The organism is Winogradskyella forsetii (assembly GCF_013394595.1).
GTDB classification, from domain to species: Bacteria; Bacteroidota; Bacteroidia; order Flavobacteriales; family Flavobacteriaceae; genus Winogradskyella; species Winogradskyella forsetii.
In genome coordinates this window covers 2,233,452-2,260,346 of sequence record NZ_CP053348.1, presented here as the reverse complement: position 1 = coordinate 2,260,346, position 26,895 = coordinate 2,233,452, and the positions used below count along the sequence as shown (strand labels likewise).

Genomic DNA, 26,895 nt, shown 5'->3' with positions numbered 1-26,895 from the left:
TTGTAATGAACTGCGTGCTTTAAGGTTTGTCATAGCTTATAATTATATTAGTTTTGATACTTATCAAAACCTCTATGAAAGCAAGATTAATATTCATGGTACTATTTTTAATTAGCACCTTTAGTTACGCACAAGTAAATCTTACAGAAAATGTTATAATTGGTCAAACAACTGATTTAGGCTTAGAAAAATTATCTAAAGTGATTGCTGCAGATTTAGATGGTGATGGCTTTAAGGATGTGATTTCTTTAGGAAGAAGAGTACAATGGTACAAGAATTTAGCCGCTCAGGGAACTTTTGATGAGTCGACAATGTTAGAATGGGTAAGTACTGTTTTCAATATAGAATTAGATATTGACGCTGCAGATGTTGATGGTGATGGTGATATAGATTTAGTTTATTATAAGAGAAATCCGGATGTTGTCCATTCCGTAATTATGGTTTGGATAGAAAATTTAGATGGTTTGGGAAATTTTTCCGAAAGTCAAACTTTAAAAACTATAAATGAAATAACAAAAGTTAAGGTTAATCTTTTAGATGTAGATAATGATGGAGATATAGATATTACGTATTCAGATTATGAAAACATAGGATGGATGGAGAACATTGATGGTAATGCTAATTTTGTTGACCATACATTACTAACCATTCCATCTACTATAAATTACCATGGTTATGCTTTTTCAGATTTCAATGGAGATAATCTTATGGATCTGGTTGTAGATTATCAAGATAATCTTGATTTTTATATACATAACTCTAATAATACAGTAACACTTACGCAGAATTTAGATTCTTCTTCCACAGGTAAGCATATTATCGTAGCGGATGTTGATAACGACAATGATAATGATGTGGTTACAGTTTTATTAAATGGTACTAACAGTGAAGTATTATGGTACGAAAACACAAATGGAGCAGGTGTTTTTGGACCACGAGCAACCATTACAAGTCTGCCTGATATGGAAAATGCAGATTTAGACAGTTTCATTGATATAGCATTTAAAGATTTGGATGGAGACAGTATAGTGGATTTGCTTTTTAGCTATTATCCCACAAGTAATCCCGGACCACCTTATAGTTATCAAGCAACGAATAAAATGACTTGGTATAAAAATCAAGGTTCAGGAAATTTTGGTGATGAGCAAATAATAGCCTCATCGCTTGTGGGCTTGAAATCATTTTTCGCAACGGACATTGATAACGACTCTAAAATTGACGTGGTCACTGCATCATTGTATGAGCGTCAAGTAGGCTGGTTTAAAAATTTAGATGATCAAGGCACTTTTGGAGAACAGAACTTAATTTCCAAAGCGATATATGGAATAGCTAGTTTTGACAAAGGTGATTTAGATAGAGATGGTGATTTAGATATAGTATCCGTTTCTAATGATGGAAAATTATCTCTTTTTGAGAATACTGATGGTCTGGGAAATTTTAATGAGGGTCAGGTGATAATTGCAAGTGCATTGCAAACTCAGAGTTACGATTCCTTAAACGGTCTTGATTTATCTATAAGCGATGTTGATGGTGATGAGGATTTAGATATCATCGTTTGGGTTTCTGAAGAAGATTTTTTAGTTGAGGGTAGGCTACATGTATTTATTAATAATGGTAGTTTAAATTTTACTAAAAGTACACCAATAGCATATGAGGGCTTTCGCAGATATCTAGCGTTTAAAGACATTGATGGTGATTACGATTTAGATATCGTAGGTACAATGGAAAATGATTTTTCAACTATTTTCTATCATAGAAATAATGGAGATGGTACTTTTGAACCTGCACAGTCTATAGTCGAAAATTTGAATTTTGTGAAAGATATAGCTTTGGGTGATATTGATGATGATGGCGATTTAGATCTTGTAATTGTTGAAGATGACAATAGTATATCTTGGTTTAATAATAGCGATGGATTAGGCGATTTTTCATTTTCTCAGACCATAGCAGAGAATGGTTATGTTAGAGAAATCCTGCTTCAGGATATAACAGATGATAATTATACCGATATTATTTTTGTTTCTGATATTGGACTTATTCGAGAAATCGATCTATTAAGATATAATAATAGTTCAGGAACTTTTGATGATAAGGAAATTCTTGTGTCTACTAATGACTTTGTTGATAATGTGGCTTTCATTGATTTCGATAATGATAATGATGTAGATATTTTAGCAGGAAGATCTAATAGTATTGGAGATTCAGAATTAGTATGGCATGAAAATTTAGTGGAAATCACAGGAGATGAGTTCAATTATGGTCCATATATTACAATTTTAGAAGAAAGGTTTCCACAGCAATTAGACATTTTTGATATTGACAATAATGGGTCGCTTGATGTGGTAGGAAGTTTGGAAGAAAATAGTTTGGCATGGTTCGAAAATCTTTCGTTCCCATGGAATGAAATTTCTGGTACTGTAACATTTGCAGATAACGTGCCATGTGATGATAATAACCCACCATTTTCTAACATTATGATAGTTGCAGATAGTGGAGTTAACGAATATGCCACATTTTCACAATTTAACGGTGTTTACCAGCTACTCGTCGAAGAACCAGGAAACTATACAACAGCCCCTGTAATTCCATTTGCTGGATATTTTACGGTTACACCAGAAACTTATACTTCCAATTTTGAAAATTTAGGAATTACTGAAATTAATAGTTTTTGTCTAGAACCTAATGGGGTTTTGCATGATCTAGAGATTTCAATTTTTCCTATCACAGAGGATCCAAGACCTGGTTTTAATTCACATTATAGAATTGTATATAGAAATGTTGGTCCACTAATAGAAAACGGAACAATTACATTTGAGTATGAGGGATCAATGATGACTTTCGTCAGTGCTTCAGAAACAGTTCAAAGTTTTACTGCAGGTGAAGTAGTGTTTAATTTTCAGGATTTAGATCCTTTAGAAACTCAGTTTATCGATGTTGTTTTTAATGTTTTACCTCCTCCAACCGTAAATGGAGGTGATGTTTTCAATTTATTAGTTAGCATTAATGGCAGTAGCGAAGACGATTTAACTCCTACTAACAATTCACATGGTATTAAGCCAGTGGTAGTGAATTCTTATGACCCTAATGATATAAGGGTTATGGAAGGCGAAGAAATTTTAATTGAAGATGTCGATAAGTATTTGCACTACATTATTCGTTTCCAAAATACAGGTTCTGCAAGTGCTATCAATATTAATGTAGAACACGAGTTAGACGAGAAATTGGATTGGGAAACCATGCGACTCGAAAATCTTAGTCATCCAGGTCGTGTAGAAATTGTTAATGGCTCTATGGTCAATTTTATTTTTGATGATATTCATTTACCCGACAGTACATCAAATGAACCTGCTTCACACGGACACATTGCTTATAAAATAAAGCCTAAATCTAACGTAGTGGTTGGCGATATTTTTAGCGCAGTAGCAGATATATATTTTGATTTTAACCCACCAATTATCACTAATACAGCAACTACTGAAATTGTTGAACCACTAAGCGTTGGTGAGTTTAATGCACAATCCATTCAATTATATCCAAATCCTGCTAAAGATCAACTTAAAATTACATCTCACAAGATTATGGATAAGTTAACGATAGTTGATATTAATGGGAGAGTGTTGAATGACATTCAATTATCGAATTCAGAATATACCTTAGATGTTTCAACTTTAACCAAAGGCGTGTATTTCTTGGAAATACAATCTGGCGCTTCAAAATCAACTAAAAAGTTTATAAAGAACTAGTCTGTTTTTCTGAGTCCCAATAGTTATCGGGAAGAAGCATCTCATTTCAAACAGAAAACCTTTCAAGATTAAGTTTTGAAAGGTTTTCTTATTTTTAAATTACCCTTTAAAATCAATCACATTCAATTCTGAAAACCTCTCTTACAGTAGCACCTGTTGGTGGTACGGAATAATCAGTTTCGCTTTGGCATTCGACCGACTCTCTTGCGGTTTCTTGATAATCTAAATACCAAATGTCTGAAGTTTCTTCGAGATTTTTAGATTCAATATAGGTAACACGTTCACATGCACAATTCTCTTCTGGCGGTTCTGCATCCGCAGAGCAGCCCGATAATGCAATATTAGACATAAGCGCAACCGCTAACATTGTTGGTAGTTGTTTTTTCATGGTTAAGTAAATTTGGGACAACAAACTAGAGAATAATTCTACACCTAAACAAATATTTATCCATAAAACGTATATAAAATTCGATGAAATGCAATTTTTGGTACGTTTACATGGTAAAATTCTTACATTTTATGTTGAAAAGTCTCCTAATTGGTAGTTCATATTTTGATTAATCCTTTTGGTATTTACGGTCGCTAATGCGGCTATTTTTAATTAGAGGAGTTCGGATTAAGACCATAGAAATAGTTATATTTATAGTCTATTCAAATTGTTTACATGAAAAAAACGGCATCCCAGAAAGCAAATACATCAGAATCATTTACAGATTTAAAGACTAAAACACCACCAAAAAATAGTGTGGGATTTGGTGCTATAAAATCGGTTGTAGGACATGTGTTTAGGTATATGAAACTTAGTGATGCGGTTAAAATTTCTACAACCCTAAACCAGAAAGGCGGTTTTGATTGTCCTGGCTGTGCTTGGCCTGATCCAGATGATGAACGGTCGGCATTAGGCGAATATTGCGAAAATGGAATGAAGGCCATGGCCGAAGAAGCCCAAAAAAACGTCATTTCTTCTGATTTTTTCGAGGAGAATTCCGTTGATGAAATTTCGAATTGGTCAGATTTTGAAATTGGAAAAACAGGACGACTCAAGGAGCCAATGTTTTTAGCGGAAGGCGCAACGCATTATCAACCCATGTCTTGGGAAGATGCATTTTCAAAAGTAGCCGAGCATTTGAATGCTTTAAAAAATCCAGATGAAGCCGTGTTTTATACTTCGGGAAGAACTACCAATGAAGCCGCTTTTTTGTACCAATTATTTGTGCGGGAATTCGGGACGGCAAACTTACCCGATTGTTCCAATATGTGCCACGAAGCCAGTGGAAGTGCTTTGTCTGAAACTTTGGGTATCGGAAAAGGATCCGTGACTTTAGATGATTTATATAAAGCCGAAGTGGTCATGGTCATTGGTCAAAACCCAGCGACCAATCATCCAAGGATGTTGACGGCTTTAGAGAAATGTAAAAAAAACGGAGGAAAAATTATAGCCGTCAACCCGCTTCCCGAAGCTGGTTTAATTAAATTCACGAACCCTCAAAGTCCCAAAAAACTATTAACTGGAGGCACCAAAATAGCTGATGTTTTTGTGCCGATTACTATCAATGGTGATGTGGCGTTTGTAAAAGCATTGCTTCTTAAATTGTTGGAAGCAGAAACACTAACAGGAACTGTGTTTGATAAAGAATTCATTGAAAATTATACCCATAACTATGAGGCTTTTATTTCAGATTTAAAGACCTATGATTTTGAGGACTGTTTGAAAGCTTCAGGGGTAAGTAAAGAAATTTTTGATGACACTTTCAATTTAATTCTTAATAATCAAAAAATTATTATCTGTTGGGCCATGGGATTGACACAGCATGAAAATGCAGTGGATAACATTAGAGAGTTGGTTAATCTATTATTGTTAAAAGGAAGTATAGGCAAGGAAGGCGCAGGTACTTGTCCGGTTCGTGGCCATTCTAATGTGCAAGGCGACAGAACGGTTGGTATTTGGGAATCGGCACCTCAAGCGTTTTTAGATAAAATTGAAGACAAATACGGTTTTAAACCCACCACAAAACATGGGTATTCGGTTATTGATGCTATCAAGGCCATGTACGAAAAAGAGGCTAAAGTATTTTTTGGTTTAGGCGGTAATTTTATCTCTGCAGTACCAGATACCAACTATTCGGCACAGGCATTGGCCAACTGTAATTTAACGGTTCACGTCAGTACAAAATTAAACCGATCCCATTTAGTGACAGGAAAAGAAGCGCTGATATTACCATGTTTGGGACGTTCAGAAAAAGACTATCAGAAATCAGGAATCCAAACCCAAAGTGTTGAAAATTCCATGGGTGTGGTGTCGTCAACCAAAGGTATTTTGGAACCGTGTTCCGATGCACTTTTGAGTGAAGTTGCCGTTGTGTGTAATATTGCCTATGCTACTTTAAAACACCGTACAAAAATCGATTGGTTACACTATAAAGATGATTATGCGTTGGTTCGTAATGATATTCAAGATGTGGTTGCTGGTTTCGAAAATTATAATACACGTTTAAAACAACCAGCCGGATTTTATTTGCCCAATGGCGCACGCGAACGGAATTTTAAAACCGTAACAGGAAAAGCGAATTTTTCTTTGAATAAATTACCCAAATGGAAATTAAAAACTAATGAATTAATCATGATGACCATTAGAAGTCATGACCAATTCAACACCACCATTTATGGTCTCAACGATCGCTATCGTGGTATTTACAACGAAAGACGTATTATTTTCATGAACCGAAACGATATGAAGCAAAGAGGTTTGGAGGAAAAAGAGGTGGTGAATCTAAAGTCCGAATTTAATGGCGTGATTAGGGAAGCGCACAATTTTAAAGTCGTTGGCTACGACATCCCAAAGAATTGTTGTGCTACTTATTTTCCCGAAACCAATGTGTTGGTGCCTTTAGATAGTTTTGCGCATACGGCAAAAACGCCTGCTTCAAAAAGTGTAATTATTTCAGTGGAAAAATCAATCATTTAGTTTTTTGAAACTAAAATCATATACTCATCTCGAAAGGATACTTGTAATACACTGATTTAAAATACTTTTCATACATTTAGAGTAAACAAAATTATATGCTCAAAAAAGTATTCGCCAGTGCCGTTTTTGGAGTTGAAGCGTCCACAATTACGGTAGAAGTCAACGTGGACAAAGGTGTTGGCTATCACTTAGTTGGATTACCAGATAATGCAATAAAAGAGAGTAATTATCGGATTGCTGCTGCACTTCAGAATAATGGTTACCGAATTCCGGGTAAAAAGATAACCATAAACATGGCACCTGCCGATTTGAGAAAAGAAGGTTCGGCATACGATTTAACTTTAGCCTTGGGCATCTTAGCAGCAACAGACCAAATAAAAGCAGAGAATTTAGAAGATTATCTCATTATGGGAGAATTATCCTTAGATGGAAGTCTGCAACCATTTAAAGGTGCTTTGCCAATTGCCGTAAAAGCAAGGGAAGAAGGCTTTAAAGGTATGATATTGCCCATTCAAAATGCAAAAGAAGCGGCTATCGTGGATAACCTGAAAGTGTTTGGCGTAGAAAACATTATGCAGGTCATCAATCATTTCGACAAAGGTGAACCTTTAGAGCAAACCATCATTAACACTAGGGAAGAATTTTATAAAAGCTTGGATTTTCCGGAATTCGATTTTGCAGATGTCAAAGGGCAAGAATCCATAAAACGTTGTATGGAAATTGCAGCAGCAGGAGGTCATAATATTATTCTTATTGGTCCACCAGGTTCTGGTAAAACGATGTTGGCAAAACGTTTGCCAAGTATTTTACCACCAATGACGCTTCATGAAGCCTTAGAAACTACCAAAATCCATTCAGTAGTTGGTCGTGTAAAAGCACATGCGGGATTGATGGCACAACGACCGTTTAGAAGTCCGCATCACACAATATCGAACGTTGCCCTCGTTGGTGGCGGAAGTTACCCGCAACCAGGCGAAATTTCCTTATCTCATAATGGTGTATTGTTTTTAGATGAATTGCCAGAATTTAAACGTGAAGTTTTAGAAGTGATGCGTCAGCCACTGGAAGATCGGGAAGTCACCATTTCAAGAGCAAAATTCACGGTTACTTATCCATCGTCATTTATGTTGGTGGCAAGTATGAATCCAAGTCCTAGTGGTTATTTTAACGATCCAGATGCGCCAATCACCTCATCGCCAGCTGAAATGCAAAGGTATATGGGCAAAATTTCTGGACCACTTTTAGACAGAATCGATATTCATATTGAAGTCACTCCTGTGCCATTTGAAAAGTTAGCAGATGAAAGAAACGGAGAATCTTCGGTTGAGATAAGGAAACGTGTAACCAAAGCCAGAGAAAAACAAACCGAACGTTTTAAGGATTTAGAAAATATTCATTATAACGCACAAATGAATACTAAGCAAATTCGAAAATACTGCAAACTCGATGACGCATCTATGCAATTACTAAAATCTGCCATGGAACGATTGAATTTATCCGCCAGAGCCTATGATCGTATTTTAAAAGTTGCAAGAACGATTGCAGATTTAGAAGGTTCACAAGATGTTTTGGGCGCTCATATTAGTGAAGCGATTCAGTATCGTAGTTTGGATCGTGATGGTTGGTTGGGCTAACAAACAAATTCCTGCGCATGCCTGTCGATTGATAGGAAAGCAAGAATCTCATAATATATAATCAAGAACAACAGTTTAGGTCACGTCAATGCAAATAAATCTTCTACAGAACCTTATACTTCATAATATATTTATAATTCATTCGCTTATGGATACTTAGTTAAAATTTCACGGAAATAAAGGAGCAAAATTCCAATAATTCCATTAATAAGTTAAGTTTTTTTTCAAAAAACACTGCAACCTTTTCAGTTTTTTCCATCTTATATTAAAACAACCATTATGAAAAACAAACTTTTACCCTTAGTTTTAGTTGTAACATTGTGTTTACAACTTACAAATTGTAATACGGACGATGATAGCAATGATCTTATAGATCCTGTCGCAGTAACTGTTCCAGTAATAAAATCCAAGACTGCAATGCGGAACGCTATTGCAATCACAAATCCTCAACCGACCAATGCAGACGGAAAAATATATGTCTATGACAATCTGTTGTTTTACATAGCCAAAGATTCAGGAATACACGTGTTTAATAATCAAAACCCAGCAAATCCTCAAAATATAGCCTTTATAGAGTTGGAAGGCGTCAATGATATTTCTGTAAAAAATGATATGCTCTATGCTGATAATTACATGGATTTAGTGGTATTTGATATTAGTAATGTGTCAGATATAGAATTTGTAAATATTGAGGAAGACATGTTAGTCTATTATGCCCAATATCCTGAAGATGTTTTATACTACCAGCCTAATATTTATCCAGACAATGCCGATGAATTTATAGCAGGCCATACCATAGTCAATATGGAAAGAACAGAGGTGGAAGATAATCCTAATATTTATGCTTGGAATGAAATTTCAATAGGCATTTTTAATGATGCCGCTTTATCAAATAATATTGGTGTTGGAGGATCTTATGCTAAATTTCAAATTTATGGCGATGCATTATATACGCTAGATGATTATAAATTGAATACATTCAATATTTCGGATTATAATAATATTTCCTTAACCTCTGAGACCTGGATGGGAGGTTGGTTTGGCGGTGTACTTGAAACGACTTTTATTCTAAAGGATTATTTGTTTATTGGTGCAACGGACGGGATGCATATCGTTGACTTGCAAGATGAATTCAATCCCACTTATACCTCATCTTTTACACATGCTACAGGTTGCGATCCCGTGGTTGTAGAACAAAACACGGCCTATATTACGGTAAGAGGAGGAAATACATGTGGTGCTATTGAGGACCAAATAAATGTAATTGATGTTTCGGATATAAGTTCTCCCGTAGAACATTCAACATATTTCTTCTCTAATCCTTATGGTTTAGGAATTAGAAATCACGTCCTATATGTGTGTAATGATGATGGCATAAATGTGTTTGATGCTCAAAATCCGAACAATATCATACTGGAAAATACCTATCAAACGATTTCCAAAGATGTCATTCCGTTATCAACGCACTTAATTGCTGTAGGGGAAAATGTAATTCAGCAATACAATTACGCGGATAATTTTGGGTTAGAATTGATTAGTACGCTTCAATTTTAAAGCTATACAATTATAAAATAAGCCCTTTGCCAGTTGCTCCAAATCCATTTACAGCCAAAAAGACGATCACAATGTTATGATGCTAATGAAATCAAACATTTTCAGTAAACATATAGATAAGTACCAATTTGGATAAAGAACTACGGATACTCATACAAAAATGTGTAAAGCAAGATAAGGAAGGGCAGCGTGAATTATACACGTTGCTTTCTCCAGTTTTGTATGGTATCTGTTTGAAATATATGAAGAGCAAAGTCGAGGCAGATGACGTCTTTCAGGATGCCTTTATTATGCTATTTCAAAAAATTGACCAATATAGGTTTGAAGGCAGTTTTGAAGGTTGGGCGAAACGAATTTTCGTAAATGAAGCCTTAGAGGTTTTGCGAAAAAAACAGCGTCGACTGCATGTGGCGATTGAAGATTTTAATTTTAATACTGATAATGAAGATAATAGCAAGCGCCTTGATCTTGTTTTAACCCAAGAAGAGTTGTTAAATCACATTCGGGAATTACCAGATCATTATAGAATGGTTTTCAATCTTTACGTTTTTGAGGATTATAGTCATAAGGCAATCGCAAATAAACTGAACATAGCTGTTGGAACGTCAAAATCGATATTAAGTAGAGCTAAAAGTGTGTTGAGGACAAAAATTAATGCCGAATTAAAGAAAAAAGTGTCATGAAAAAGGACAATATTGATAAAATATATAGTGAATTAGAGATGTTCTCTAAAGCACCACCAGAGGAGTTATGGGACAATATTGAAGCACGACTTCATCCTAAAAAGAAGAAAAGGCGACTCTTTTTTATTTGGGGTTCTGCCGCTGCAGTATTGATGGTATTCCTTGGATACATGTTCACAAGTTCGCCAGTACCTAATGGCATTCCGGTTAACACAATTTCAGATAAGGAGCAATCCACTGATAATGGTAAATCCACAGATGATGCTGAAATGAATAAATTAGAAGAAGAAACCACGAAAATAGTTAAGGGGACCGATTTAAATAATGCGAATGAAGACGTATTAGTAGAGGAGTCAAATGAGCAACTAAATACTAAAAACGATGAATTAAACGCTATTGCGAATCAAAAACAATCACAGAATGCAAATGAAATATTAGTAAAAAAAGAAGTGGACGAAAAAATAGTTCATGATGTAATCACCAATCACAAGAAGGAAAATTCAAACTATAACAACAGCTACTCTCAGAATACTATAAAAGACAAGACTAGTAAAGACAGCGATAGCGTCAATTATGAAGCTATGCCTCAGCTAAAAGAGAAAAATAAGAACATCATTAATGTTGAAAAAGATAAAGCGATCGCAAGTATTGATTCTATTGCTGAGATCAATAAGGTGCCATTATTGGAATTAACAGAAGAACTGGTTGCTCAGAATGAGAACACCAGCGATAGTATAATTAATAAAGTAACTGGAAGTCCAAAATGGTCGGTTGAGGTTTTAGGTGGCTTATCCAATACAGCTTCTGAAGCTTCTATTCAAGGCGAGTCCGTAAACACCACATCCCAAAACGACTTTATATATGCACTAAAGGTTGGCTATGCGATTTCAGATAGAATCGTTGTTAAATCTGGGGTTGGTAAAAATATATTGGGTCAAGAAATAAACAATTTGCTGTATGTAAGTTCAGATGCATCACTTTCCGCAGATAATTCTCAAAGTATTATAAGCAATCAGGAGGTATTGATATTTGGTTCTCAGGAATCCGTAGAAAATTCTTTTACTGATATATCAACTTCTGGAGCCTTCATTAATGAGGGAACATTGCAGCAGCAATTTGATTATATTCAAGTCCCGTTAGAAGTTTCATATAAGGTATTAAAAGCACAAAAATTTGATGTCTCATTGGGTTTAGGTGGAAATATGAACTTTCTAACTAACAACAGGGCATTTTTGGATGATGAGCAAATAGGGGAAAGTCTAAATGTTAATTCTACAATTTTTGGCGCGACACTGAATACCAACATGTCTTATGAATTAGCAAAAAAGACGATTCTGTTTTTAGAACCTAGTTATAATTATTTTGAAAAACCAATTGACAATAACAACCAGGCTTTTAATAATACACAGTTAAGAGTGTTGTTTGGGTTGCGGTATATGTTTTAATCGATTCCTGATGTCCTGTGTAATGGTCATATAGCATAATAATTGTATTTTTACTACTCATGTTAAGCTATTTTTATGACTAAATATCATTTTATTTACCTCTTATTTGTTGTCTTTTTAACCTGCAATACTTCCGAAAAGAATAAGAACACAGACAGAGAAACAACGAAGGTAGAAATTGTTGAAACACCAACTCTAAACCTAGAGCAAGCCAACCGTTTGGCACAGTTGCCAATTAACTGTATCAATAATGAATACCCAAACAAACTCAATCAAACCATTGGTAGTGCTTCAGATTTAAAAACGCCAAAAGAACTGCATCCCACATTTTACGGTTGTTTCGATTGGCATTCTGCCGTTCATGGGCATTGGAGTTTGGTCAGCTTGTTAAAACAGTTTCCAGCGTTGGAAAATAGTCCCGACATCCATCAAAAATTACTTCAGAATATATCCAGAGAAAACATCGCACAAGAATTAGAGTATTTTGAAGGTAAACACAACACATCGTTTGAAAGAACCTATGGTTGGGCATGGTTATTAAAACTAGCGGAAGAATTACATACTTGGGATTCTCAAGTTGCACGAGAATTGGAAACGAACCTGCAACCCATGACAGATTTAATCGTGAATAAATACTTAGAGTTTTTACCGAAATTAAATTATCCAATTAGAGTAGGAGAGCACCCAAACACAGCTTTCGGATTAAGCTTTGCTTACGATTATGCAATGGCCGTTGAGCATCAAGACCTAAAGACTTTAATAGAAAATAGAGCCAAGGATTTTTATTTTGATGACCAAGATTGTCCCATAGAATGGGAGCCAAGCGGATTCGATTTCCTCTCGCCTTGTTTAGAAGAAGCCGCTTTGATGAAACGTGTTTTGTCCAATGAAGATTTCAAATCTTGGATCAATGATTTTATGCCAGAATTAAATAACCATGATTTTGATATTGCTGTTGGTGAAGTTTCGGACCGAACCGATGGAAAACTAGTGCATCTCGATGGTGTTAATTTTTCGCGCGCTTGGAGCTTGAATTATATCGCTAAAGATTTACCAGAATTTCATCATTTAAAAAATTTAGCTAATAAACACATCAATTATTCTTTGCCCAGTATTGTAGGCGATAGTTACGAAGGTGGTCATTGGTTGGGAAGTTTTGCGATTTATGCATTGAATTCTATTGAAAAATGATTGCCAAGTTCTTCAAAAATATTGGTCCTGGACCTTTGGTAGCAGCTGCTTTTATTGGACCAGGAACAGTGACCGTTTGTACTTTGGCTGGTGTCAATTTCGGATTTGCATTATTGTGGGCCATGGCGTTGTCTATTTTTGCTACGGTTTTTTTGCAGGAAATGGCAGCACGATTGGGAATTGTATCCCAAAAAGGTTTGTCTGAAATTATTAGGGAAGAAATCAAACATCCTATTTTAAAAGGATTTGCTTTACTCTTAATTATAAGCGCCATCGTCGTCGGTAATGCAGCGTACGAAGCAGGAAACATCAGTGGTGGAGCGTTGGGCATGGAGGCCATTGTCGGCAATGTAGTTTGGGAAATAGGACAGTTAAAACTCAATGTTATGAGCTTGGTAATTGGTGTCATAGCTTTCGCTTTGCTCTACATAGGAAATTATAAAGTACTGGAAAAAGCCTTTGTGTTTCTTGTCATTCTGATGAGTTTTGCATTTATAACGACTGCGATTCTCACAAAACCGAATCTAATCGAAATTTTTCAAGGTATTCTTATTCCTGAAGTTCCCGAAGGCAGTATTTTAACTATTATCGCTCTAATCGGAACCACAGTTGTGCCTTATAATCTTTTTCTACATGCGTCTTTAGCTAAAACCAAATGGAAGTCTAAAAGCGATTTGCCATTGGCTAAAAAAGATACATTGGTTGCCGTGATTTTGGGTGGATTGGTATCTATGTGTATCATTATTGCGGCCTCCGCAATACAGCAACAAACGATAACCAACACCGCTGATTTGGCTTTAGGTCTAGAACCATTATTCGGTAGTTATGCGAAATATTTTCTGGCGGCTGGACTCTTTGCGGCAGGAATAACAAGTGCAATAACCGCACCTTTAGCAGCTGCGTTTGTTGCAAGTGGTTGCTTAGGTTGGAAATCAGATTTAAAATCGAAAAAATTTAAAGCTGTCTGGATGATTATTGTGATTTTGGGAGTTCTGTTTTCTAGTTTCGGCTTTAAATCCATTGAAATTATAAAATTTGCACAGGTTGCCAACGGTTTATTGTTACCGGTCATTGCTGGTTTTTTATTGTGGATTATGAACAAATCGGCTGTCTTGGGACCGTATAAAAATTCAAAACTTCAGAATATTCTAGGATTAATTATTTTAGTTATCACTATCTTTTTGGGAATAAAAGGGATTTTGAGTGTTTTTGAATTGATTTGAGACTAAATATATAAGTGTTCAGAAGACCGTAAATTAAGAGAAAGATAGGAGAAATGTTAAAAAGTTATTCCTAAAGTCCACTTAAGGATACAATCCACTTAGTTGAATTGAACGCTTTTCCCCTTGAGGGGACTTTAGGGGTGTAAAAAATTAATAGTTTTTTGCTTAAAGGCTATTTTTAGGTTTGAATACGCATTCCATAGACATAATAATAAAAAACTAACGATTAGTCTAATGATAATAATCTAAGATGAAGAGTGAGATTAGTATAGATATAAATGCAGACGTCGGAGAAGGTCTAGGCAACGAAGCGCATTTGTTGCCATTATTATCCTCGTGTAATATAGCCTGTGGCGGACATGCAGGAGATGAAGTCACAATGCGACACGTTATAATGCTTGCTAAAAAGCACCATGTAAAAGTCGGTGCACATCCTTCGTTTCCAGATAAATTGAATTTCGGTCGTGTTAATTTAAACATATCGGATGCTGAATTGTATACGAGTATAATAGACCAAATTTCAGCTTTAAAGAATATTGCTGAAGCAGAAGGTGTGACTTTAAATCACATTAAGCCACATGGTGCATTATATAATTTGTCGGCTAAAGATGAAAAAACCGCAAGAGTGGTTATTGAAGTGATAAAAAGTATCGATTCGTCAATTCAATTATACGCACCTTTTAATTCTGTAATCGCCAATTTAGCAAAACAGGAAAACATTGCTGTAACCTCTGAAGCTTTTGCAGACCGAAATTATAATGATGATTTGTCTTTGGTTTCAAGAACAAATAGCAATGCTATTTTACATGAAAAAGAAGCGGTTTTAAGTCATGTTTTGAATATGCTTAAGAACCAAAAAGTAACATCAATAAGTGGCATGAAAGTGCCCATAAAAGCCACAACAATTTGTGTACATGGCGACACCAAAAATGCCATTGAAATTTTGAAATATATGAGTTCTAATTTGAAACAAAATGGCATTCAAATTCAATAAGAGAGTATGGGTTATAAACTTCGATTTTCGCAATATAATGAACGCTCCATTTTAGTGGAATGGCCAGCTAATATTGATGAAAATATGCTTCATGATGTACTAAATTTCAAATCTATAATTGAATTAAAATCATTTAAACAAATAGTTGATATTATTTCCACATACGCTTCATTGTTAATGATATACAATTCAACTATTGATAATTTCAATGATGAGTTTTCGACCTTAAAAGTGCTTTATAAATCGCAAGATTCAAAGAAGTTGTTAAAATCAAAAACTTTCAGAATTCCAGTGTGCTATGAGGACGAATTTGCGATGGATTTAGACAATTATTCCGAAGCAAAGAACCTCTCAAAAGCCGCTATAATAAAGTTACATTCCGAAACTGTTTACACTGTTTTTTTTATCGGTTTTTTACCTGGGTTTTTATATTTGGGAGGGCTCAATCCAATCTTACACTTTGACCGAAAAGAAACCCCTAATCTCAACGTAAAAAAAGGCTCGGTTGCCATTGGTGGAAAACAGACCGGAATTTATCCGCAAGACAGTCCTGGAGGATGGCATATTATCGGGAATTCTCCATTGGAATTATTCAATCCAAAGCAAAATCCACCTTGTTTTATTAAAGCTGGAGATAAAGTAAAATTCTATCCTATTGCAAAATCTGAATACCTAAGGATTCAAGATGACATAAAGAGCTCAAATTTTAATATTGAAACTTTATGATGAAAGTCTTAAAAGCAGGATTTTATTCCACCATACAAGACCAAGGTCGTTTAGGGCATCGCAGTTACGGCGTACCTGTTTCTGGTGTTATGGATGCCTATTCAAGTGAATTTGCGAATAAGCTGTTGGGAAACAAAATAGAGGCAGCCGTTTTGGAAATGACGATGACAGGAGCCGAACTACAATGCCTTAAGCCAACTACAATTGCTATATCTGGCGCTCATATGAACCCGAAATTAAATGGAAAGGTCATAGAAATGTTTAGGTCTATTTCGGTAAAACCCGACGATATTTTGAGTTTTGGAAAGCTGTCAAATGGCTTTAGAACTTATGTTGCCGTAAAAGGGGGATTTTTAAGTGAAACTGTTTTGGGAAGCAGAAGCATGGCGAAAGGGATTACGGAAGCCGTTAGAATACAAAGAGAAGATGTTTTAGAATTTAACTTAACAGGCTTATTAAATCCTAAACACGCGAAGCTAAAATTCAATACTTCCTATCTTGATGACGATGTTTTGGCAGTCACAAAGGGACCAGAGTTCGATGCACTAACAAAAGCACAGCAAGCCTTATTGATTAATCAAGGTTTTCAAGTGTCCAAATTTAATAACCGTATGGCCTATCAGCTTTTGCCATTATTCAACAATAATTTAAAGCCAATATTAACGGCTCCCGTTTTACCGGGAACCGTACAGCTCACACCATCAGGACAACTCATTGTTTTAATGCGGGACTGTCAAACTACAGGAGGTTATCCTAGGGTTCTTCAACTAACGGAAAAGTCGATAAGTTGTCTAAGTCAAAAAAATACAGGTAACCACCTAAAAATCAGTCTAAAAGACTAATTTTGTAAGAAAACATTTGATTTAAAATTTTATATCTTAAATAAAATCAATAATTTACAGGTTCTATTAACTAAACCAACCATTTATTATGAAAAATTTCGGACTACTAGTATTAGGAATTATTTTGGGCGCTTTAGCCATGTATTTTTATTGCTGTCAGGATACAGATTTAGCCATTGAAGAACCAACTAAACCATCTGGTTTAATATCTTCAAAAGAGGCTAAAGTTTTAGATGAAGCTTATAATATTAAACATCGTATTATTAACGATTCGCTTTTTAAGAAATCAACGGACGGTGGAGATAACAGGTCGTCATGGTGGTCCATAGAAGATATTCAGAATTATATCAATCATGCCGAAAACCAAGCTGGTGAGTTAGGCTATACCATGGATGGATTGCGCGTTTATTTGGGTGCTTACCCTCAAGTTGATGGACAAGAAGGACTAACCACCATGTTTATAGTGCCAACTGGTACTGAAAACAAATCTAAGGGTAGTATATTTTCGATGTTTCAAGATGGTAGTAGTGATATACAAGGCGCAGATGGTTTGAATGTTGGCGGCCATGGTAAGCCACCAAGTGTAAATTATCCGCAATAAGATGTCTTCAAACTTATAAAAAATGAATGTCGATGATTTTGTCTTTCATCTATTTGAGCTTGTAGCAGCTTTGTCGGGTTCATATTATTATTTGAGGACGAACAATGCGAAAATCCAACCTTTTGTATGGTATCTTTGGGTTGTTGTAGTTGTAGAAACTGTTGGTATGTATGGCTATATTCTTCAGAACAATTATGATAATGAAATATTTATCTGGATAAAAAATAGTGTGTTCTGTGCTAATACTTGGCTCTATAATTTATTTAATTTAGCATCTATATTTTTTTTCGGAATCTTTTTTAAAAGAATTCTAATTGGTGATTTAGCAAAAAAAATTGTGAATTTCACGGTAATTTTGATTAGTGTTTTTACAATTGTATATTTTAGTTTCGACGGGAATTTTTTTAATAAATCATTGCCATATGATTTTTTGATCCAGACATTAGCTGTTTTTATTTTTGTTATGCTCTATTACAGGCAATTATTGAACAGTGATAAGATTTTGTTTTTTTATAAGTCGCCAGTTTTCTATATAAGTTCTGGGATTTTATTGTGGTTTTTGTGTGTAAGTCCTTTATTTATTTTTGATGCTTATATGTATGAAATCAATCAGAATTTTATAGAATTTAGATCTCTTTACCTTTTAATCGCAAATATATTATTATACTCATGCTATACCTTTGGATTTCTTTATCCTTTGCATATCAAAAAACAATTAGTAACGAAGAGATTGCTCTAATTTCCTATGTTATTTTTATAACAATAATTTTGGTTATAACCTTTGTTTTGTTTTTTGTTATGTTTCAAAAACGTAAAAATCAACTTTTATTAAAAAATATTGAGCAACAACAAAAATTCGACGAAGAACTGATTAAAACCCAACAGGAAATCCAGGAAGAAACCTTAAAGCATGTTGGGCGGGAATTACACGATAATGTAGGACAAATGCTAGTATTAGCAACCATGCAAATGAAAGTTGCTGCCAAAACCGTAAAAGATGAAGCAAAGACTAAAGTGGAACATGCAGCAATGGCCTTAAAGGACTCCTTGGAGGAGGTTAGGGCTTTGTCAAAATCCTTAAATAGTGATGTGATTTTTAATTTAGGTTTTGATGAAACGGTAAAAAATGAAATTACGCGGATGAATAAATCGGGGCTAATAGAATCTAGCCTATCTATAATAGGTGAGAAGGTCAATTTTGAAAATAAGAAAGATGAAATCATTTTGTTCAGAATTTTGCAAGAGTTCTTTTCAAATACCTTAAAATATGCTGAAGCAGAACATCTCAATGTAATTTTAGATTATCAAGACGCATGTTTAGCCATTAAAATTGAAGACGATGGAATAGGATGTGACCTTGATGCTGTTGAAAAAGGTTCTGGATTAATCAATATGGAAAAAAGAGCAGAATTGTTGGATGCTAAATTTAAATTAACTTCTCAGCCTGAAAATGGAACCTCACTAAGCTTGGTTTATCCTTTTAAAAAGTAATGGAGCAATAACTTGTTGCTAGTCTATAAATAATAGACTCATTTCTCAAGTTAAAATTCACAAAACAAAATCACTTTTTTTTAAAAATACTGTTCAGAATGGTGTTGACCCCAATAAACAAAAATGAAATCGCCAATATGCATAGTAGAATTGAAACAATCAGTAAAGGAATGTAGAGTGGCTTGTCTTTATTGTCTAAGGTTAGGTGTAGTAACGTTGGGCCAGCAAACATCAGTAAAAGGCAAATGCCCATTTGCTTTAAACCTTTAGCTAAAATGTCTTTATCAGTTCTGTTCTCGTCGTCCATGGGAAATACTTTTTCTAACGCTCTTGTGTTCGTTTAATAGATTGGCAGCTTCTTCTTTTGAGATGTCTAGCTCGTTCATAATCATTTTTACACCTCTTTCCACCAGTTTGTCATTACTTAATTGCATATCCACCATTTTGTTGCCTTTTACTTTACCTAATTGAATCATGGTAGTAGTGGTTATCATATTTAGAACCATTTTTTGGGCTGTTCCAGCTTTCATTCTGGAGCTTCCGGTTAAAAATTCTGGACCGACCACAACTTCAACTGGGAATTTTGCTGTAAGTGCTAGTGGACTACCTTCATTGCAGGTTATACATCCCGTAATGATAGCTTGCTCATTACATTTTTCTAAAGCACTGATCACATAAGGTGTTGTTCCAGAGGCAGCAATCCCTATGACAACGTCGTTGGTGGAGATATTATGTGCTTCTAAATCTAACCAACCTTGGGTATTCGAATCTTCAGCATTTTCCACGGCTTTTCGTATGGCGTCGTCACCTCCAGCAATTAAACCAATAACCAACTCATGAGACACTCCAAAAGTAGGTGGACATTCGGAAGCATCAAGAATACCTAATCTTCCACTTGTACCAGCTCCTAAATAAAAAAGGCGTCCTCCATTTTTTAATTTGGAAACAACTTGGTCAATGAGAGCTTCAATTTGTGGTAAGGCTTTTTCCACTGCTAAGGGCACTGTTTGGTCTTCTTTATTGATGCTTCTAATAATCTCGTTGGTGGACATTTTTTCGAGATTGTTATAATTGGAATCTTGCTCAGTTGTTTTTATGAAATTCATGGTTTAAAGGTAAGGAATAAATGTTGCGAATTACAAGTGTGATTGATCGAAAAATTTAAGATGAACACACTAATACATTTCAATAATAAAAGTAAAAAACCTATGCAACTAGGGTAAAATGCAACAAAAATACTTAGTCGAATTAATTTTTCTTTAAATGGTTATTTTGATTTTTAATTAATTGATTATTAGTTTTTTAAAACGGTATTTTCACTTTCAAATTTCCGTAAATAACAAACACATATTCTTTATAGGGCAAATATTTTAATCTACCTTAGAAGTCGATATGAATAATCACTATTTCTAATTAATAAATTAATTCCAAAAAACAATGAAAAAAATGGCATTTTTCAAATGGAGTGCGTTAACAATTTCGATGGAGAATCGAACAATTCGGTAGCATCAAAATAGATGGGTGATTTCCTAGTTTTACGAGTTTTATTTACGATGGTGGCGGTCTTGGTGTAAGCAATTTTTTGTCAGAAAGAACAAACGTTTAGAGTAGGGGTTTTGAATATCGAAATGTTATAGATATAGTATCTTGCGCTTTAGTCTTAATTGAAGTAGCTTTTTTTTAGCTTTCATTTTCAATTCAGAATAAAGGAAACAATAAAAATAAATAAATGAAGAAGATTTTACTTATAGTAATTTCAATAGTTCTTTTGGCTAATGTAGAAGCTCAAGAACCCAATGATTGTGTAGATGCAATAGTGGTCTGTGGAAATGGCACATTTTCATCTAATGCAACGGGTTCTGGTGATGATTCTGAAGTTAATGGCTGTGGTGGTTTTGAAAATAATTCATTATGGTTAGAGGTAAACATTGTACAATCTGGAACATTAGGATTTGATTTAATTCCTGACGATCCAGACATCATGGTTGATTACGATTTTTGGGTTTTTGGCCCAAACAGACTTTGTTCTAATTTAGGAAGTCCAATTCGCTGTGCAACTACTAACCCTAATCAAGCAGGTTTACCAAATAACTTTACAGGGATTAATGGCAGCACTACTTTAACGCAAACAGGACCAGGTGCTAACGGAAACGGTTATGTGTTTTGGTTGAATGTTAATGTTGGGGAATCCTATTTTATTGTTATCGATAGACCTGCTGGAGAAGGAGGTTTTCAATTGGAATGGACAGGTACTGCATCTGAAGGCACAGGGGCTTTTCCTGCACCGCCAGAAGCAAATACAATTGAAGATATAAAACAGTGTAGTAGTAATCCTAATATTGGAGTTTTTGATCTTAATAGTTTAAAGCCAAGTATTAATTCTGATGCAGCAAACACTATCGACTTTTATGCCAGTTTAGCAGATGCCACAGATGATATAAATGAATTGCCTGGGATTTATGCCAATACTTCTAATCCGCAGCAAATTTATGCCAAAGTGAAGTCTGGAATCACGGATTGTTACTCTTTAGTTGATTTTAATTTGGTTGTTACACCGATTCCAACGGCAACCGTTGCTGTTTCTAGTACCGCAATATGCGAAGGCGAAGACGTTACGTTTACATTTACAGGAACACCAGATTCTGTGGTGTATTATAATATAAATGGAGGAGATACAGAAGAAATTTTAATTGATGATACAGGCATTGCGACCATTGTTCAAAATCCAACATTAGACACTGAAGTTAATTTAGAAGATGCTCAAATTTTGAGCGCCACAAATGCTGTAGTATGCTCACAGACATTAGCCGATTCGGTTTCAGTTACGGTTAACAGCAATACAGTACCAACAATAATTAATAATACACCTATTTGTGAAGGCGAAGATGGCGAGTTACAATTTTCAGGTGACCCTAATGCCACCATTACGTACACCAATGATAGTGGAGCAAATCAATCGCTAAATTTAGATGCTACTGGGAACTTTACCTTGACTATTCCGGCGTTGACCGCAGATACTGATATTGATATTATTTCAGTAACAAGTGCTACACCTCCCAATTGTGAACTTGCACTAAATATTACAGAAACCATTGTAGTTGGGACTTTGCCAACTGTAATAGATCCTGAGCCGCTATTGGAATGTAATGATGGTACAAATCCAAACTCTGCGTCTTTTGATTTGGAAGCACAAAGCGCAGCGATTTCAGATAATGCAACAAATGTAACGGTAACCTATTATGAAACAGAAATTTTAGCCGAAACCGGAAATTCTCTTGACGCTTTAGCTTCACCATACGATAGTACTTCTGCAAATCAAACTATTTATGTACGTGTAGAAACAGATACAGGCTGTGTGGGTTATACAACGCTAAACTTACAAGTTGTTGGTGCGCCTCTGGCAAATATGGCCACAGATTTATTATCATGTGATGCCAATAATTTAGGTATTGGTGTTTTTGATTTAACACAAGCAGAAGCTGAGATAATCGCTGGAAACACACAAGCAGTTCAAGTCTCATATTATATTTTAGAAACTGAAGCCGAAGCAGGAGGAACTCCTACAATTGCAAATCCAACCGTTTTTGAAAATACGGATACTTATAATCAAACCGTTTATGTACGCGTTGATGCTGATGCAACGGATTGCTATAATATTTCGCCATTAAATTTAGAAGTTTTTGATACGCCTGTTATTACAACTCCAGATCTACTTGAAACATGTGACGATGCAAGTAATGATGGATTAGCACAATTTGATTTGGAAACACAAACTCCAATCATATTAAATGGTGCAACAGGTACAACTATTACGTATCACTTATCACTGCTAGATGCAGAAAATAATGATGATGCCTTAACAAGCCCATATACAAATGAAAGTAATAATCAAATCCTTTACGTACGTGCGGAAAATGATCTGAATACAGATTGCTATACAACCACTACTTTTAATTTGATAGTGAATCCATTACCATCTTTTTCCACACCCACACCCCTAGAAGTCTGTGACGACGGCACACCGGACGGTATAACAGAGCTGGATTTAAGCCTAAAGAACGCCGAGATAACAGGAAGCAACCCAAACTATTCGGTCAGCTATTATGAATCCATGGCAGATCTGCAATCCGGAGCAGATCCGTTACCAACCTTGTACACCAATACCAGTAACGGCCAGATCATCATTGCTTATGTCGAGGACATCAACACAGGCTGTTCGGATACCACGACCTTAGAGTTGCTGGTACAGCAAGCACCCGTGGCAAATATGCCAACACCTTTAGACTTCTGTGATCCGGATAGTGATGGTTTTGGGACTTTTGACCTGACCAGTAAGGACGATGAGATAACGGGAGGCGATACCACCTTAACGGTAAGCTATCACGAAACGATGGCAGATGCGCAGAACAATGTCAATCCGGTACCCAGCCCTTACAATAATATCGTATTGGGTTCCCAAACGCTCTATGCACGGGTTGAAAGTTCCACCATAGCTACAGATTGCGATACCATAGTCACCTTACAGATCAATGTCAACCCAACGCCCCAGTTGGGCGCAGTGGCACCGGAACCTTTGGAGATCTGCGATGATATCTCGGCAGATGGCTTTGGGCAATTCGACCTTACCAGTAAAATACCAGAAATTCTAGAGAACCTAGCGGACCCAACATTATATAACGTAACATTTTATGTCAATGAAACCGATGCGGCAGACGCTTTAAGTCCCATAAACAATGCAACCAATTATACCAATAGTGATGATTTCAACCAAGTTGTTTGGGTCCGGGTGGAAGATATGATGAGTGGATGTTATAAGTTGACCACTTTAGAATTGATTGTTAATCCAATACCTGTTTTGGTCCAGGCCGTGCCGTTGGAGCTATGTGACGATAATAACCCAGGTGACCAGGAGGAAGCCTTTACGCTCGAAGATGCAGCGGACGACATATTGAACGGACAATCAGGAATCGGTTTGGCCTTTTTTGAGACCCAAGCGGATCTGGACGCCAATACCGATCCAATTTCCAGTCCATATACCAATATCGAAAACCCACAAACCGTATTTGTAAAGGCAACGAACAATGCTACAGGTTGTGTTAATACATCATTATTGACATTGCGAGTTAGACCGATTCCATCGCCATTAGCTCCAATGGATTTAGAGGTCTGTGATGATGATGCGGACGGATTTACAGAATTTGATTTAGAAGAAAGAACTACAGAAATTATAGGTGGCGAACTGGATATTGACATAACCTACCATGAAACCCTGGAAGATGCCAATACAGGCAGCAATGCATTTGCAAGCCCGTATACCAATATTGTCATCAACGAACAGACCATATATGTCAGGGCGACCAATACGGTCACGGGCTGTTATGATATTTCCAGGACACTGACCATTCGGGTTTTGGATATTCCACAAGTGCCAACAACCATAGAACCGTTTATTATTTGTGATATGGACTCCAATGGTTTTACACAGTTTGATCTGACCACAAAAAACTCAGAGATCATAGGAGCCCAGACCGATGTAACTATAACCTATCATGTGTCCGAAGCGGACGCGTTATCAGGAAACAGTCCCATATCAACACCGGGAAGTTATACGAATTCAAGTAATCCACAGACTATTTTTGTACGGTTGGAAAATGACAATAATGATTGTTTCGATATAGGATCATTTGAAATCAGCGTTGCCTTACCGCCAGAAGCTATACAACCAGCTCCATTGGAAATATGTGATGACGAAACCGCAGATGAAATTACCGTTTTTGACCTGACCATGAAGAACGATGAGGTCACAGGTGGAGAAGCAAGCTGGAGTGTTGCCTATTACGAAACTTTGGCCAATGCACAGGATGAAGTTGATGCGGTCAATGCAGAAGCCTACACCAATACGGCAATCGGTACAGCAGAAGCCAACCCTCAAACATTGGTAGCAGTCGTTACCGATACGGACACCGGTTGCACGGATATGGTAACCTTGACGATAAGGGTTTTACCGAACCCAACACCAACGGCCAGCGATTTGTTGCCCAACATAGAACGCTGTTACGAAGAAAACACGGGAGACGGCGAGGAAGAATTTGACCTCACGGAAAACGAAGACCTGATCCGCAACGGTGAGAACGGTGTGACCATAACCTATCACGAGACAGAGGACGCTGCCAACGCGGGCACGGACGCAATCCCAGACCCAACACAGTACACCAATACAGGGACACCAACGCAGGAGATCTATGTAAGGATGACCAAGGACGCCACGGGCTGTTATGCCCTGGTGGACTTTACCATCGAGGTGAACCCGTTGCCAGAGGTGGTCGCTGTGACGGACTTCATCCAATGCGAGCTCTTTACCGACGGCACCGACACTTTTGACCTTAGCACCAAGGACGCCGAAGTGCTGAACGGACAGGACGAGGCCCAGTTTACGGTCAGTTACCATGATAACCTAACGGATGCGGAAGAAGGGATGAACGGCCTTGTGAGCCCTTACACCAATACGGCGAACCCACAACAGATATTCGTGACCATCACCAACAACGGGACGGGCTGTTCCATCAGTACCCAGAGCTTCAACATCGAGGTACAGGAGGCCGCACAGGCCAATCCTGATATGGATCCGATCCTTTTTGAGCTGTGTGACGATGAAATGGAGACCGATGGCAACCCGGTTAACGACAGTGCCCAGTTTGACCTTACAGAGATGGACACAGAGGTATTGGACGGACAGGACCCGTTGAACTACATCGTGACCTACTATGCCACCCAAGAAGATGCGGACGACAAGGTGAACCCATTGCCGACCTTATACGAAAATGTAACAAACCCACAGGTGATCTATGCAAGGGTGGACAACGACACGCCAGATGCGGTCACGGACGCGGACACTTCGATCTGTTATGCCCTGGCAGCGCTCACGCTGCAGATGAACCCTTTACCGGAGTTCGACCTGGATGAGAGCTATACCCTGTGCGTAAACACGGACGGGAGCGAAATATTGGACCCATTGGTCATAGACACGGGCCTATCGGCAACGGACTATGGTTTTGTGTGGAGTTATGAGGGCGTGGAAATAACGGGAGAGACAGGGCCGAGCATCATGCCGACCCAGGGCGGAAGCTATAGCGTGCTGGTTACCGATATAAGCACGTCCACGGCGACCAACTGTACAAATGAGGATACCACAGTGGTGATGGAAAGCGAACCGCCGAGCATAACGGTGAACGTACTGACACAGAACTTTGCGGAGAGCCACGTTCTGGAAGTGGTGCCAGGAGATGAAATAGGGGACTATGAATACAGCCTGGACAACGGCCCATGGCAGGACGGGACCCTGTTCACCGACGTGTCGCCCGGCCAGCACCATGTCACGGCAAGGGACAGGAACGGCTGTGGGACAACGACCGAACCGGCGTTCATAATCGATTACCCGCTGTACTTTACGCCCAACGGAGACGGCCAAAATGAAACTTGGAACATAGAAAGTATTGGAAGCAGCGCAAAAATTTACATATTTGACCGCTACGGAAAACTTCTGAAACAAATTAGCCCAGATGGAACTGGATGGGACGGCACCTACAATGGCAGTGCTATGCCAACCGACGGCTATTGGTTTACGGTTGAGTACGACGAGCCTTTGACAGGAGAACGTAAAGAATTTAGAGCCCATTTTACTTTGAAAAGGTAAAAAAAATGATAAGATTTATTATAAAGCTGAAGGACGAAAAGCGTCCTTCAGCTTTTTTTATTTCAAGGAACTAATTTGTATAAATTAACTCAAAAGTTAATTCCTTATTT

At 36.9% G+C, this 26,895-nt stretch carries 17 protein-coding genes; 14 read left to right on the top strand and 3 right to left on the bottom strand.

Annotation, left to right across the window (positions count from 1 at the left end; all coding sequences use genetic code 11):
• Positions 1–74 precede the first annotated feature (74 nt).
• Positions 75–3,743, top strand: coding sequence for a T9SS type A sorting domain-containing protein (locus HM987_RS09740; protein WP_179007631.1), 3,669 nt, complete (start codon positions 75–77; stop codon positions 3,741–3,743).
• A 112-nt stretch (positions 3,744–3,855) separates the two neighbouring features.
• Here the strand turns inward: HM987_RS09740 and HM987_RS09735 are convergent, their stop codons facing one another.
• A complete protein-coding gene (locus HM987_RS09735; RefSeq protein ID WP_179007629.1) occupies positions 3,856–4,131 on the bottom strand; it encodes a hypothetical protein in 276 nt (91 codons plus the stop codon).
• 276 nt (positions 4,132–4,407) lie between these two features.
• Between HM987_RS09735 and HM987_RS09730 the strand changes: the two genes are divergently transcribed.
• From HM987_RS09730 to HM987_RS09675, 12 genes are all read left to right on the top strand, one after another.
• A complete protein-coding gene (locus HM987_RS09730) occupies positions 4,408–6,708 on the top strand; it encodes an FdhF/YdeP family oxidoreductase (protein WP_179007627.1) in 2,301 nt (766 codons plus the stop codon).
• 95 nt (positions 6,709–6,803) lie between these two features.
• Complete coding sequence (locus tag HM987_RS09725; RefSeq protein ID WP_179007625.1) at positions 6,804–8,342, top strand: YifB family Mg chelatase-like AAA ATPase; 1,539 nt, start codon at positions 6,804–6,806, stop codon at positions 8,340–8,342.
• 279 nt (positions 8,343–8,621) lie between these two features.
• Positions 8,622–9,896 (top strand): LVIVD repeat-containing protein, encoded by a 1,275-nt coding sequence (locus tag HM987_RS09720; RefSeq protein ID WP_179007623.1) that lies wholly within the window; start codon positions 8,622–8,624, stop codon positions 9,894–9,896.
• Between the two features lie 128 nt (positions 9,897–10,024).
• A complete protein-coding gene (locus HM987_RS09715; RefSeq protein WP_179007621.1) occupies positions 10,025–10,579 on the top strand; it encodes an RNA polymerase sigma factor in 555 nt (184 codons plus the stop codon).
• Complete coding sequence (locus tag HM987_RS09710; protein ID WP_179007619.1) at positions 10,576–12,024, top strand: hypothetical protein; 1,449 nt, start codon at positions 10,576–10,578, stop codon at positions 12,022–12,024. Before HM987_RS09715 ends, HM987_RS09710 begins: the two co-directional genes overlap by 4 nt.
• Before the next feature lie 75 nt (positions 12,025–12,099).
• On the top strand, positions 12,100–13,215 hold the full coding sequence (locus HM987_RS09705) for a DUF2891 domain-containing protein (RefSeq protein WP_179007617.1): 1,116 nt from the start codon (positions 12,100–12,102) through the stop codon (positions 13,213–13,215).
• Positions 13,212–14,438: an Nramp family divalent metal transporter gene (locus HM987_RS09700; RefSeq protein WP_179007615.1), complete on the top strand. Its 1,227-nt coding sequence runs from the start codon at positions 13,212–13,214 to the stop codon at positions 14,436–14,438. The genes HM987_RS09705 and HM987_RS09700 overlap by 4 nt, the downstream gene beginning before the upstream one ends.
• 250 nt (positions 14,439–14,688) lie before the next feature.
• Entirely contained in the window at positions 14,689–15,432 is a 744-nt protein-coding gene (gene pxpA / locus HM987_RS09695; RefSeq protein WP_179007613.1) for a 5-oxoprolinase subunit PxpA, read from the top strand.
• Between the two features lie 6 nt (positions 15,433–15,438).
• Positions 15,439–16,158: a 5-oxoprolinase subunit PxpB gene (pxpB, locus tag HM987_RS09690; RefSeq protein WP_179007611.1), complete on the top strand. Its 720-nt coding sequence runs from the start codon at positions 15,439–15,441 to the stop codon at positions 16,156–16,158.
• On the top strand, positions 16,155–17,000 hold the full coding sequence (locus HM987_RS09685) for a 5-oxoprolinase subunit C family protein (protein ID WP_179007609.1): 846 nt from the start codon (positions 16,155–16,157) through the stop codon (positions 16,998–17,000). The genes pxpB and HM987_RS09685 overlap by 4 nt, the downstream gene beginning before the upstream one ends.
• A gap of 88 nt (positions 17,001–17,088) precedes the next feature.
• Positions 17,089–17,601, top strand: a complete 513-nt coding sequence (locus HM987_RS09680) for a hypothetical protein (protein WP_179007607.1) — start codon at positions 17,089–17,091, stop codon at positions 17,599–17,601.
• Between the two features lie 798 nt (positions 17,602–18,399).
• Complete coding sequence (locus HM987_RS09675; RefSeq protein WP_229724676.1) at positions 18,400–19,092, top strand: sensor histidine kinase; 693 nt, start codon at positions 18,400–18,402, stop codon at positions 19,090–19,092.
• Positions 19,093–19,162: 70 nt separating this feature from the next.
• On the opposite strand, the gene HM987_RS09670 is transcribed toward HM987_RS09675, so the two are convergent.
• Together HM987_RS09670 and murQ are read right to left on the bottom strand one after the other, a co-directional pair.
• Positions 19,163–19,399 carry a DUF6095 family protein gene (locus HM987_RS09670; protein ID WP_179007603.1) on the bottom strand — a complete coding sequence of 79 codons (237 nt, stop codon included), beginning with the start codon at positions 19,397–19,399 and terminating at the stop codon, positions 19,163–19,165.
• Positions 19,377–20,198 carry an N-acetylmuramic acid 6-phosphate etherase gene (gene murQ, locus HM987_RS09665; RefSeq protein WP_179007601.1) on the bottom strand — a complete coding sequence of 274 codons (822 nt, stop codon included), beginning with the start codon at positions 20,196–20,198 and terminating at the stop codon, positions 19,377–19,379. Before murQ ends, HM987_RS09670 begins: the two co-directional genes overlap by 23 nt.
• 623 nt (positions 20,199–20,821) lie before the next feature.
• On the opposite strand from murQ, the gene HM987_RS09660 reads away from it, so the two are divergent.
• On the top strand, positions 20,822–26,785 hold the full coding sequence (locus tag HM987_RS09660; protein WP_179007599.1) for a T9SS type B sorting domain-containing protein: 5,964 nt from the start codon (positions 20,822–20,824) through the stop codon (positions 26,783–26,785).
• Positions 26,786–26,895: the final 110 nt, after the last annotated feature.